This window comes from Aurantibacter sp. (assembly GCF_039941195.1).
Taxonomy (GTDB): Bacteria; Bacteroidota; Bacteroidia; order Flavobacteriales; family Flavobacteriaceae; genus Aurantibacter_A.
In genome coordinates, this window is the sequence record NZ_JBDVFA010000013.1 from 25,263 (window position 1) to 38,234 (window position 12,972).

A 12,972-nucleotide genomic window follows, 5' to 3' on the forward strand; every position below is an offset into this window, starting at 1 on the left:
TAAAACCGGGTAAATGGTAAAATAAAAAAACACTAATTTGTATTTCACACTTTACTCACTACTTTATATTATTCACCTATTACTAGGCATTATCTAATTCTTTTTACTTTTCGCTTTTTTTCTTTTTTCTCGTTCTTGAGAATCGATAACTGCAATTGCAGCCATATTAACAATCTCATCTACACTAGCACCTAATTGCATTACATGCACCGCTTTTTTAAGACCAACCATAATTGGACCTATGGAAGCTGAACCATTAAGTTCTTTCAATAATTTATAGGTAATATTTGCTGATTCTAGATTTGGAAAAACCAAAGCATTTACACGTTTTCCAGCCAGTTTCGAAAATGGAAAACGACTTTTATGTAAATCTTGATTCAAAGCAAAATCTATTTGTACTTCACCATCTACTACTAAATCGGGATTTTTTTCGTGTAAAATTCGAACAGCTTCTCTTACCTTTTTAGCATTCGGATGTGAAGATGAACCAAAGTTAGCGTAAGAAGCTAAAGCCATCACTGGATCAAAGCCAAAGGTTGAAGCAACATTTGCTGTCATCTGAGCTATCTCGGCAATTTCTTCTGCATTAGGATCAATATTTATAGAAGTATCTGCTAAAAATAATGGTCCTCTTTGGGTATTCATTATATTTACTGTGGCCACTCTTTTTACACCTGCAGCGCGTCCGATAACTTCAAATACCGGTGTCACTACTTTCGGATATGCTTTTGAATAACCTGATATCATTCCATCGGCATCACCTTCAGCTACCATCATGGCTCCAAAATAATTACGATCTCGCATTTGCGATTTAGCACTATACAAAGTTACGCCTTGTCGCTTTCTAGCCTGCCAATGCTTTTGAGCATATTGATTACGTTTGTCTAAAGAATCACTTAACTGTAAATCAATTATTTGAACATCAGCATTGAATTCTAGATCCTCTTTTAAATCTAGAATAGTTTCACTATTCCCTAAAAGTATAGGAACAGCAATACCTTCTTCATGAACTATTTGTGCAGCTCTAAGAACATCCATCTGATCTGCTTCGGCGAACACAATTTTCTTAGGATTAGATTTTGCTCTGTTGTGCAACATGCGCACTACTTTATTATCGTTACCTGAACGCAACCATAATTCTTCTTTATATTTATCCCAATCTTCAATAGGGTTTTTAGCTACTCCACTTTCAATTGCGGCTTTTGCAACTGCTGGTGGAATATCAATAATAAGTCTTGGGTCAAAAGGTTTTGGAATAATATACTCTTGGCCAAAAGATAATCGAGTCTCGCCATATGCAATATTCACTTGCTCAGGTACAGATTCCTTTGCCAGTTTTGCAATTGCAATAACGGCTGCTTTTTTCATTTCTTCATTTATCGAGGTAGCTCTTACATCTAATGCACCTCTAAAAATGTATGGAAATCCTAAAACATTATTAACCTGATTAGGATTATCTGATCTACCAGTAGCCATGATGACATCGGGTCTAGTTTTTACAGCCAATTCATAACCAATTTCAGGATCCGGATTCGCCATGGCAAATACAATGGGATTCTTTGCCATCGATTTCAACATTTCTGGTGAAACGACATTAGCAATAGATAATCCAATGAAAACATCTGCATCCTTCATCGCCTCACTTAAAGTATCTATCTTTCTATCGGTACTGAATTCTGCTTTTTCAACCGAAAGACTTTGACGATCACTTCGAATAACACCCTTACTATCGAGCATTACTATATTTTTATCACTAGCCCCAAAACTTTTATAGAGTCTAGTACAAGAAACGGCAGCAGCACCTGCTCCACTTACAACAATTTTTACTTCCTCAATTTTCTTTCCTGCAATTTCTAATGCATTAATAAGTGCAGCCGCAGAAATAATTGCCGTACCATGTTGATCATCGTGCATTACCGGAATATCCAATTCTGCTTTTAATCTTCTTTCAATTTCAAAGGCTTCTGGCGCACTAATATCTTCCAAATTAATTCCACCAAAAGTTGGTGCAATCATCTTTACGGTTTCAATAAATTTATCGGGATTTTTAGTATCCACTTCGATGTCAATTCCATCAATATCAGAGAATATCTTAAACAACAATGCCTTTCCTTCCATAACTGGCTTAGAAGCTTCAGGTCCAATATCACCCAAACCTAATACAGCCGTCCCATTTGAAATAATTGCCACCATATTACCCTTTGAAGTATACCGATAAGCAAGTTCTTTGTCTTTATGAATCTCTAAACATGGCTCTGCTACACCAGGTGAATATGCTAAAGCAAGATCTCTTTGTGTTGTATAAGGTTTGGTAGGAACTATTTTTATTTTACCTGGTTGCGGTTTTGCATGATAGACTAATGCTTCTCTCCGCAGCTTTTGATTCGCCATGTTTCTAGAATTTGATTGACAAAGTTAGAACAATACATTCAATAATAAATGCGTCAAAACAATCTTAAATGAATCTTTATAAACACTTTTTAATTATAACTTTCGTAATGGTCTAGCAATTATTATGATTCTGCATCAAGTACCGCTTCATTAATATTTAATCGCATGGCTAAGGCAGAAGCTATTACGAAAAACACCCCGCCGAATAACATAGCATTAATCGCATTTGCACCCAGAAAATTTTTAAAAATAGGACCAAAGGTTAAGGTCTCAATACCCATAGGAATTACAATCATCATATTCAAAATACCCATATAAACACCTCGTCTTTCTTGTGGGATAATTTTGGAAACCATCGTGTACGGTATACCCATTATTGCTGCCCATCCTATACCAAAAAGCACCATAGGAATTAGTGCAAGCATTGGATTTGATATAAAAGGTATGCTCAACATGGTTAGACCAGAACCAAATAGACTTAAAGCATAAACTTTTTTACTCCCAAATTTAATAGACAACGGAACTAAAGCCAAAGCAACAACCACAGTTGCTATATTATAAGCAGTACTCATTTTAGCCGCTTGCGCAAATGCAGCAGACAAATCAAGCATCATAGTTTTCTGAATCATTGGTGTAATAAACTGCCAATACACAAATAATGCATACCATTGAAAAAGATAAACTCCGGCAAGTTTCCACATAAAATTAGGCATCTCTTTTACAGCTTTATAAATTTCTTCCAATGGCATTTTGAGCCTTTCCAAAAAGGGTAAGGATTTATGTGCTATTATTTCGTTAAGTTCTTCTTCAGAAGGTGGAATTTCAGGCGTTTTTAAAACAGACCATAAAATCGTTACAACTGATAAAATTGCCCCTAAAAAGAAAGAATAATACAACCATTTTGGAATACTACCAGCTATTTCTTCAACACCCCCAAACCAATCTTGAAACAAGAAGATAGATGCGTTTGCCAGAACAATACCTGCTCCCACAAATAGACTTTGCATTTGGAAGCCCATACTCAACTGCTTTTTAGGCAATTTATCACCAACAAAAGCCCGATAGGGTTCCATTGCCATATTGTTACCAACATCTAAAATCCAAAGTAAACCTACGGCAAACCATAAAACCGGACTTTGTGGAAAAGCAAACAAACACAAACTACCTAAAATGGCACCGATTAAGAAGAAAGGTTTTCTTCTTCCCCATTTTGGTGACCACGTTTTATCTGAAATTGCCCCTATAATTGGTTGAACTATTAAACCTGTGATGGGGCCGGCAATATTTAATATGGGTAACAACTCTTCTTCTGCACCTAAAAATAGAAATATTGGATTAATAGCACTTTGCTGTAAACCAAAACTAAATTGAATGCCAAGAAAGCCAACATTCATATTAAAAATTTGCCAAAAACTTAATTTGGGTTTTTCAATCGTGTTCATTTCTGGACTGGTTTGGTTAATTATTACATTTCTAACAAGATAGCTTTTTTTTATAGCCACTTTTTCAGATAATTCTAATTGAGCGCATTCCCTTCAAAAAAGATAACTTACGGTACCGTCAATTTGAGTATAGCTAATAGTCATCTTGGCTGTTGCCAATTCGATATTCAAAGTTGCCCATGCATCCATATTTTTCCACTTTAAATGAAGTACATCTTGGCTTGTATTTACAATTTCAAATTCCCCATTAAAAGCAATATGAGAGTTTCTGAAAAGCATTAATTTTTTCATTCTTAAAAACAAATCAGATTTCAAAATAGATTTAATTTCACCTTTTGTAAAATAGTGTCGGTTGATATCACGACCCACATTTGTTTCTGATAGCAGCTGCATATCATTTTTTCCCGCAAATAATCCCACATAATATACTTGAGGAATCCCAGGGACAAAAAACTGTATGGCACGTGCCATTAGATATTGATTATCATCTTGCCCTAAAGCATCATAATATGTGCAGTTAACTTGATATAAATCTAAATTACTGGCCGCAGCACCGGTTGCCCTTTTACTCGTATTTTTACTATTAACATGAATTCTTTCTACAATTTCATTTAAATCTTCATCATTAATTAATCCAGCAACCTCATTTTCTGATGCAACATCAACAATACCAATTCCATCATGTGTATCTAATACGGTAATTACATTTCTTGGCGCTACAGCGACCCATTTTTTAAGGTTATTGGCATTTTTATTAAAAAGACAATCTAAAACCAAAACTGGCAATGCAAAGTCATAGACAAAATCTACACGCTTGGCAATTTGAATTTGTGTTTTATAAAAAGAATGAATTTCTACTAATACTTCTATGCCTCTTTTTCTTGCCTTATGAGTAAGATTTGCGATAAATTCATATGTCTCATCAATCATAAAACAAGATGTGCCTGGCTTTTTAATTGCGTAACCAGCAGCATCTAAACGTATCATTGTAATACCCGCCTTATAAAAAGTATCTAATATACTTTCAAGATATTCCTGACCCATTTGCGATAGTACATCAATATCGATTTGATTTGCTGTAAAAGTTGTCCAAACGGACACTACTGAACCATCATTTAGTTTAAATTCTGTAAAAGGAAGTCCGGGCCGAGGTCTATATATTTTAGCAATTTTAGAAGGATCAACCCCAGTTGAGAAAACTTTGTCTTTTGTTAAAATCAAATCAGCAAATTCTGATTGCTTACCCTTTTCAAGAAAGTCTTTAAATTGTTTTGATTCTGCCGAAATATGATTGACAATTAAATCGGACATTACATCTACATTACTAGTCAATTCTTTTATGTTTTCCCAATCACCAATACGCGGATCTATTTGTGTGTGATCTATGGGATCAAAACCAGCGTCCGCACCATCTATTGGATTAAAAAAAGGCAATATATGCACACCTCCAAACAGACCATTAAACTCATTTTTCACCAACGAATTTAACTCACTAATATTAGCACAACCTATGCGATTTACATAGGTGATTAATTGTATTTTATTTTTCATTAGGCCTTTTTCAATCCTCCATATTAAGAAAAATAATGGGGTTAATTTTCTTATTATTCAAAAAATATAAACTACAACCTTATAGTAATGAAGAATAAATTTCAGTTAATCTAATTAGACCTAAAAAGTATTCATTTTTGAATTTCGAATGCAGAAAAATTAAGCCTATTTTAAGAAACTAATGTTCCGTTTTAGCCCTGAAAATTTTGTTCTTTTTACGGCAGATTTTTGAAATACTTTTTTAAAAACTTCTTCCGTAATTTCTTCCCAATCTTTTTTTGTCATGGATAATAACTCTGGATGGGGATTAAAGAGTGGCTCTTGATGTGGTTTTGAAAAACGATTCCATGGGCATACATCCTGACATACATCACAACCAAAAATCCAATCATCAAATTGCCCCTGTACCGAAGTGGGAATCTCATTTTTTAATTCAATTGTAAAGTAAGAAATACACTTACTACCATCAACGACGTAAGGTTCAACAATGGCTTCAGTAGGGCAAGCATCTATACATGCAGTACAGGTACCACAATGATCTGTGACGGGAGTATCATAAGCCAATTCTAAATCAACAATTAATTCTGCAATAAAATAAAAAGAACCTACTTGTTGCGTTAACAAATTACTGTGCTTGCCAATCCAACCTAGTCCGCTTTTTGCAGCCCAAGCTTTATCTAATACCGGCGCAGAATCTACAAATGCGCGACCCCCAACCTCACCAATTTCATTCGAAATAAATTCTTGGAGTTCCTTTAATTTTGATTTTATTACATGATGATAATCATGCCCATAAGCATATTTGGATATCTTAAACGTGTTTTCAACTTGTTCCTCTTGTGGATAGTAATTAAGAATTAGTGAAATAACAGACTTTGCATCGTCTACAAGTTTAGTAGGATCTAATCGTTTGTCGAAATGGTTTTGCATATAACCCATTTCGCCATTCATATTTTTGTTTAACCAGCTCTCTAAACGCGGTGCTTCTTCTTCTAAGAATTCAGCTTTTGAAATACCACAAGATAAAAAACCAAGACGCTTGGCTTCGGCTTTAATTAATATAGCAGATTTTAATTTAGACTTCACGAGTATAAAAATAAGACAATATCACAGAGCACAAGCAACTAAGATATGTACTTGTAAAATCAATCCTATTTTGTTCACAAAACAATCACTTAATATATTATTTGATACGTATTAATTGAGAGGCCATCATCAAAGGACTCACTTTCAACTAACTTTAATTGATATTGCTTATTTGATGAACCAAACAACCGAATACCATCACCCAAAATAAGTGGATTCAATTTTATTTTTACAATATCAATCTGTTCATTTTCTAACAGCCAACCTGCAAACTTTCCTCCCCCACACATATAAATATCAGTCTTGGACTTTTCCCTTAGGTCTTTAATGATATTGTCATCTAACTTGCAAACTTGTACTTGTTCGCTTTGGTTTTCAAATTGCAACCCAAATGAAAAAATATAATGTTGCATGTGTGGATAAGCGGGCTGTCCTGGAACCAAACCATATTTATAACCAAACTCATAGGTTTTACGACCCATGATTATGGTGTCAAAATCTTTTAAATCTTCAAGATATTTGTTCACGCCATCACCAGCAGCGGTAAAACCACTGATATCTTCATTAGGTCCAGAAATAAAACCATCGATCGAAGTAGCTACGTAGTAGACAATATTTTTCATAACGAGTACATTTTGGTTTGATGATCTATTTCCCCTTCTTCAAAGTAATAAAATTAAACTAGTTATTGCTGATATTACCATTTTATCTAACTATAAATAATTTCCTACTTCATCTAACTTTATATTCTTTTTACTTAAGCCATTCCCAATCCTAACCTTATACATTTTTTTCACTTCTTTGTTATGTGTATAATCTATTATGTATATGTTATTTAACATATACCAACCCGGGTATTCTTTATAAATTGCTTTTTGCACTGACTTCGGAAAAATGACATTTTCGAATCGTTCATATGAATTTAAGAGCTTTCCATTCCTATCGAAATTGGCGACAATTTTCCCTTTCTCCCTCTTAAATGTTATGTAACATTTCTTGCTTTTATATAAGCTAGATTCCAATGGATTAAATTGTGCAACAGTATTCTGCAAACTAATCACCCTCGATGCAATCTCACCTACTTTTACCTTATTTAAATAATTCTCATTTACAGGAGATAAATTGACATTCTCACATTTAATCTCAATATTTTCCCAACTCGAATTTTGTGAATGAATTGAGTTGACAATACCTAAAAATACAATACTTACTATTAATTTTCTCATGACTACATGTTTTAAAGATTACTACAAAACAAAGTTTCTTTAAAAATATAGATGACACTAAACAGCTATGTTGCGGTTAATTCAAAGTTTTTTTTGAAATGATTAAAACAAGATTTAATGTGTTTAAATTATGTTGCAAAAAAAGGTGTCACACCAATAAAACATTGAATAAATTAAAAATTCAATTATAGCCTTCTAAATTCATTTCTTCCAATATTGCTAAAAATCGGGGCTCCGCATGAAGGTCCTTTAAAAACGGATTATATTTAATTTCATATAAATAGCTGCAATGATTATCCAATGCCGTTTCTAAATATTTCAATGCATTTTTGGTATCACCAATACTGCCATAACTTTGAGCATCTGCAATCAGCGTAAAGTCGTTAAAATTTGAAAGTTCACGAAAAGTCTTAATATTATTTTGGAAGAAAAATTCATATACTCCGTTTAAACCTTTTAATTGGTAAAAACTCATTAATTCATCAAAAGAAATATTTTCAGAAGGCACTTTTCTAAAATATGTTTCCAATTCAGCAATCGCCTTATTTTTTGCTCCTAAGGCTTCATATGCTTTAAATTCTATCCAATAAGCGAACATATTATGCTCGTTTATTTCTTTTAGTTTCGCTGTTTCTTCAAAAGTTTTATCAAAATTATCATCGAACAAATAAAATTGAGCACTTTTTAAATTTGCCACATAGGAAAGTGGATCCAATAGTAATCCTTTATTTAGTATTTTTCTCGCGTAATTAAAATCTCCCTTTACACTATATAAAAATTGAGAATAATAAATATACGCATTAGAGTTATTTGGATTGAGTTTAATAGCCCTTTCAAATTCTTTTTCAGCTTTATTCCAATCCCATTTATACTGACATTCCAAAACCCCTAAAACAACATGAGCTTCTGATATAGAACTATCTAACTCAATGGCCTTAAGTGCCAAATTTGTAACATATTCCAGTGTATTATTTAAAAATAGATTCTCATCTGAAAATAGATAGGTGTTGGCAAGGGCAGCATAGGCTAAGGCAAAATTAGGATCTTTCTCTATGGCCTGTTTAAAATAACTTGTACTCAAATGACTTGTTGCATGCGAATGGTTTTTAACATTAAAAAAATGTTTCCCTTTTTGGTATAAATTATAAGCCTCAATATTATGTGTTGGTTTTTTATCTATCTGTTTAATTTGAGTTGGAGAAAGAACGATTTCTAATTCTCTAGCAATCTGCTTTGAAATATCTGACTGAATACTAAAAATATCAACCATTTCACGATCATATATGTCCGACCATATTTGTTGATCCTTACTTGCATCTATCAACTTTACTATTACTCTTACTTTATCATCATATTCTTGCACACTGGCTTCAAGCAAATGCGAAACATTGAGTTCTGCAGCTATTTCAGGACTAGTTTTGGTAGTTTCAATATATTTTGCCGCGCTTGTTTCTGAAATTATTTTAAGCCCTGATAATTCATTTAAATGATTTTGAATGGACTGTGCGACTCCAGTAGCAAAGTACTCGCTTTCTTTATCAGCACTTAAATTTTTAAACGGAAGAATGGCTATCGAACTTGATCTAGTATTTTTAATTGCGGAAACGGAATTACTTTCAGTTTTCGATTCGCTTTTTACAGCATTAAAACCAATAAATAATAACCCTATAAAAGCGATTACAAATAGTCCAACCTTTCTCGTAGGAAACTCATATATTCTCCCATTACTTTTCTTTACTTCTAAAGTACTATCAATTGAGATTAAAGGGTTTTCATTTTTGTGCTTTACCTCACCGGGTGGATATCCATAGTAATCCTTAAAGCAAGTATTAAAATAAGTTGAACTACTAAAACCGACTCGGTAAGCGATTTCAGAAACGTTTGCCACATTATCTTTCAACATATCCATCGCTCTATTTAGTCTAAATTCACGAATATATTGACTAGTAGATTTTCCTTTAATGGCATTCAATTTTCTATGCAGTTGTGAACGACTAACTCCAAACTTAACAGCTAATTCGTTAACTCCGAAATTTTCATTCTCCAGATTATTCTTAATAATGTCATCTAATTTATTCATAAATGACTCTTCCATTGATAACTCCTTGCCCATTTAGAATTGTTTTATTAAAATATTGAGTTTACATTTATCTCATCCACCAGCCATGAAATTGGTAATTGTACTAAGAAATAAATCACCTAATTCTGTTCCAAATTGGGGTATAGAATGACCGAACTTTGGAATGATCCATAAATTAGAATTAGGAATTGACTCATGTAAAACCATTGGAATCTCCATAGGGCAGATTATATCTTGATCACCATTAATTATCAAAGTAGAACAACTTATTGTGGATAAATAAGGTGGCGTAAAATTCATATCATTATAGTTACTTGCACCATCAGTATAGACTTTCAAGAGCCGCCTAATTTGTTTTTCACCACCAGGTTGAAAATTTCTCATATATTCCATCCAATCCTTATTATTTACCGTCACATATTCATAGGTAAGTTTTTGCATATATTCCCTTGTTTCTTCTGTAAAGTATGGTGCGGCTCCTATTAAAACTAGTGATTGAATTCGATTGGTCTGCATGGTAGCCATATTAATTAAGGTCATACCCCCTGAACTAAAACCCATAGCGCTGAATTTTTCAATTTCTAATTCTTCGAGTAAACCATAAATATCTAAGGCATGTTCTCTGTGGGAAATTATGTCTGTTGGATTCGTAGATTTACCATGACCCCTTAAATCAACAGTTATAACTTTATTAGATTTTGATAAATCATCAAGCCAGGGTTTCCACATATCGATTGTCATCGTATTTCCATGCAGTAATACTAATGGCTCTCCTTCTCCCTGAATTTCATAATACAATTTCACGCCATTTACCTCTGCATAATTACCTTCTTGAGCTAGTAGCTCCTGAAATAAAAAAATTGATATTACTAGAATGACTAATCTTTTCATAACACTTGATTTATAATTACTTACTTCTTACTAAAGGTTTTATACTTCAATTAATTACATGCGATTACGCTACTTTTGAGAGCCAATTTCTCGCCTTCCTTTTTCTTTAACTTTTTATTTTTCAACATGTGTCGTTTTAAAGCTTGTATTTCAGTAATCTTAAATTATTTTCTATCTAGAAAGTCCAATACCATTGAATTAAATTCTATTGGATTTTCACCCTGTAACCCATGTGATGCTTTTGGTAAAATCTTAATTTCATTAATAGGCAATAGCGCATCTAAAGTGTCTATTATTTTACCAAATAATCTTGGTGAATTTTCACCACTCACCAATAAAGTGGGAATTCTTAATTGTTTGACCTCAGTGGTTGAAATAGGCGTCATACTATTCCTTGTAATGAAACCACCTTCAGATTCCGTGGTATTTTGCAACCATCGTTTTCTAAATTTTTCTGGAACGGCACCATAGAAATCTGCACTACCCATTACCCCGGCCACAAAACTGGCTACGGCTGAATCCTTTTGTTGTTGAGCAAAGTATTTTGCGGCAGGTCGAACAACTGTATTATTAAAATCCGAAATCAACGAATCGCCTTCTTTTGAACCCATAATCAATGGTTGCGCTGCAGGTTCGCCAAGCACCATGCTTTTAACTAGTTCTGGATTATCAATCGCTGTTATCAAAACAGTATACCCACCCCAAGAATGACCAACAAGATGCGCCGGATCTAAATCTAACGTTTTTAAAAGTTGAGCAAGATCTTTTGCATGCTGCCCAGCAGAATAGTCAAGAGTATCTGACAATGGTTGGGCGTTTGGCCATGCGTAACGCCTACTATATGCAATAACTCGATACTTGCTTGCGAACGTATCAACTTGGTCTTGCCAAGCTCTATAATCCCCAATACTGCCGTGTACAAAAACCACTGGCTCTCCTTTTCCAATATCTAGATAATTAAATTTGTAATCATTTATTACTACAGACTTTAATTCTGTACCAGTTCCAACAGGTTCTTCATTCTTCTTTTGATTATGCTTCTCTTTACACGAATTAAGACAAATAAAGAATGCCACAAAACCCATTAGCAACGATTTTTTCAATCCTCCGAATTTACATTTCTGTATCATCATAACTTATCATGTTTACTTAATTGTGATTGGAATTATTATATTCACTCAGAATTAGAGTAACTTCACTTTTACTCTTTTTTAAATGTGAGATAGGTATCAAAAAAAGGAAGCATATCATTTAACACCCGCCCATCTTCAGTCCAAATTTTATTTCCGTGTGTACCAATATACTCCTCGGCTAAATGTTCAATACCTAAATTTTCCAATTTTTGACTAAAGGTTTTGCAGCCCATTATAACAAAATCGAATTCATCGTTTCGACCCCAATCTATTTTTATGGCCTTTAACTTTTTAAGGTTCTCTATGTATTCGTCGGCCATTACATGCAACATATGCTTGTTCCACAAATCCTTGGTATCATAATCAATGATTAGACTATCTGCTTCATATGAATAAGGTAGATTAGCAAAAAAAGGCGGTTTGTTAGGATTTGGAGAAAAAGCACGTCCTACCGCGACAAAGAAGTTGGGCACAAATTCATTGTAAGCATCAACTAATTCTTCTCTTGTAGAGATTTCTTGGATGCGCTTGAAAGCTTGCCCTTTAGCACCCATTTCTTTTACTAAATCAAAAGCTCCTGACATAGAATACACTAAACTAAAAACCTCTGGATGTAACATTCCAATTTTAATTGCTCCATACCCGCCCATTGAATAACCAACAATACCTCTACTTTTAGCATCCTTTATAGTTCTATAATTTTCATCGATAAAAGTCACCACATCTTTTGCAGTAAAATCTGACCAATTTCCAGTGAGTGATGAATTGGTATACAAACTACCTCTAAATAGGGTGTATTGATTAGACATCACGACTATGACAGGTTTAATCTTACCCGTAGCTATCGCTTTATCCATTAGCTTATCAAAATGGTGATATGCTATAGCACGTTCGCCGGTTCCAGTAAAACCATTCAAATAATAAAGTACAGGATAATTTTTGTTTCTATTCTCATAGCCTGGAGGAAGATAAATAGTTAATTTACGGGTAGGGTCTTCTCCTCCAGGATTTTCCAATGCCGCAGAATATAATTGACTAAACACTACCTTTCCTTTTGATTCTTGACTTAATCCAAAATTGAAAGTTGCAATGAATAATACTCCTAAAAATAACTTTTTCATTTTATAGAATTTATGTGTTGTTATATTACGGGGAGCTAATTTTTTAAGTAA

At 33.6% G+C, this 12,972-nt stretch carries 10 protein-coding genes; all 10 read right to left on the reverse strand.

Annotated features, from left to right (window positions below; translation table 11 throughout):
* Positions 1-93: 93 nt before the first annotated feature.
* The 10 genes from ABJF52_RS02395 to ABJF52_RS02440 all read right to left on the reverse strand — a co-directional run bounded on the left by ABJF52_RS02395 (position 94) and on the right by ABJF52_RS02440 (position 12,921).
* Positions 94-2,391, reverse strand: coding sequence for an NADP-dependent malic enzyme (locus ABJF52_RS02395; RefSeq protein WP_348145757.1), 2,298 nt, complete (start codon positions 2,389-2,391; stop codon positions 94-96).
* Between the two features lie 122 nt (positions 2,392-2,513).
* On the reverse strand, positions 2,514-3,833 hold the full coding sequence (locus tag ABJF52_RS02400) for an MFS transporter (RefSeq protein WP_348145760.1): 1,320 nt from the start codon (positions 3,831-3,833) through the stop codon (positions 2,514-2,516).
* A gap of 93 nt (positions 3,834-3,926) precedes the next feature.
* A complete protein-coding gene (gtfA, locus tag ABJF52_RS02405; RefSeq protein ID WP_348145763.1) occupies positions 3,927-5,384 on the reverse strand; it encodes a sucrose phosphorylase in 1,458 nt (485 codons plus the stop codon).
* A gap of 165 nt (positions 5,385-5,549) precedes the next feature.
* Positions 5,550-6,470 (reverse strand): tRNA epoxyqueuosine(34) reductase QueG, encoded by a 921-nt coding sequence (gene queG, locus ABJF52_RS02410; RefSeq protein ID WP_348145766.1) that lies wholly within the window; start codon positions 6,468-6,470, stop codon positions 5,550-5,552.
* An 89-nt stretch (positions 6,471-6,559) separates the two neighbouring features.
* Positions 6,560-7,093, reverse strand: a complete 534-nt coding sequence (locus tag ABJF52_RS02415) for a dihydrofolate reductase family protein (RefSeq protein ID WP_348145769.1) — start codon at positions 7,091-7,093, stop codon at positions 6,560-6,562.
* Positions 7,094-7,183: 90 nt separating this feature from the next.
* Positions 7,184-7,696 (reverse strand): hypothetical protein, encoded by a 513-nt coding sequence (locus tag ABJF52_RS02420; RefSeq protein ID WP_348145772.1) that lies wholly within the window; start codon positions 7,694-7,696, stop codon positions 7,184-7,186.
* Positions 7,697-7,877: 181 nt separating this feature from the next.
* Complete coding sequence (locus ABJF52_RS02425; RefSeq protein ID WP_348145774.1) at positions 7,878-9,809, reverse strand: helix-turn-helix domain-containing protein; 1,932 nt, start codon at positions 9,807-9,809, stop codon at positions 7,878-7,880.
* Between the two features lie 39 nt (positions 9,810-9,848).
* Positions 9,849-10,667 carry an alpha/beta hydrolase gene (locus ABJF52_RS02430; protein ID WP_348145777.1) on the reverse strand — a complete coding sequence of 273 codons (819 nt, stop codon included), beginning with the start codon at positions 10,665-10,667 and terminating at the stop codon, positions 9,849-9,851.
* 164 nt (positions 10,668-10,831) lie between these two features.
* Entirely contained in the window at positions 10,832-11,800 is a 969-nt protein-coding gene (locus ABJF52_RS02435) for an alpha/beta hydrolase (RefSeq protein WP_348145780.1), read from the reverse strand.
* A 68-nt stretch (positions 11,801-11,868) separates the two neighbouring features.
* A complete protein-coding gene (locus tag ABJF52_RS02440; protein WP_348145783.1) occupies positions 11,869-12,921 on the reverse strand; it encodes an alpha/beta hydrolase-fold protein in 1,053 nt (350 codons plus the stop codon).
* Positions 12,922-12,972: the final 51 nt, after the last annotated feature.

Coding starts and splice junctions, on each gene's coding strand:
- ABJF52_RS02440 (WP_348145783.1), bottom strand. CDS start 12,921: ATGAAAAAGTTATTTTTAGGAGTATTATTCATTGCAACTTTCAATTTT.
- ABJF52_RS02425 (WP_348145774.1), bottom strand. CDS start 9,809: ATGGGCAAGGAGTTATCAATGGAAGAGTCATTTATGAATAAATTAGAT.
- gtfA (WP_348145763.1), bottom strand. CDS start 5,384: ATGAAAAATAAAATACAATTAATCACCTATGTAAATCGCATAGGTTGT.
- ABJF52_RS02395 (WP_348145757.1), bottom strand. CDS start 2,391: ATGGCGAATCAAAAGCTGCGGAGAGAAGCATTAGTCTATCATGCAAAA.
- ABJF52_RS02435 (WP_348145780.1), bottom strand. CDS start 11,800: ATGATGATACAGAAATGTAAATTCGGAGGATTGAAAAAATCGTTGCTA.
- ABJF52_RS02420 (WP_348145772.1), bottom strand. CDS start 7,696: ATGAGAAAATTAATAGTAAGTATTGTATTTTTAGGTATTGTCAACTCA.
- ABJF52_RS02400 (WP_348145760.1), bottom strand. CDS start 3,833: ATGAACACGATTGAAAAACCCAAATTAAGTTTTTGGCAAATTTTTAAT.
- ABJF52_RS02430 (WP_348145777.1), bottom strand. CDS start 10,667: ATGAAAAGATTAGTCATTCTAGTAATATCAATTTTTTTATTTCAGGAG.
- ABJF52_RS02415 (WP_348145769.1), bottom strand. CDS start 7,093: ATGAAAAATATTGTCTACTACGTAGCTACTTCGATCGATGGTTTTATT.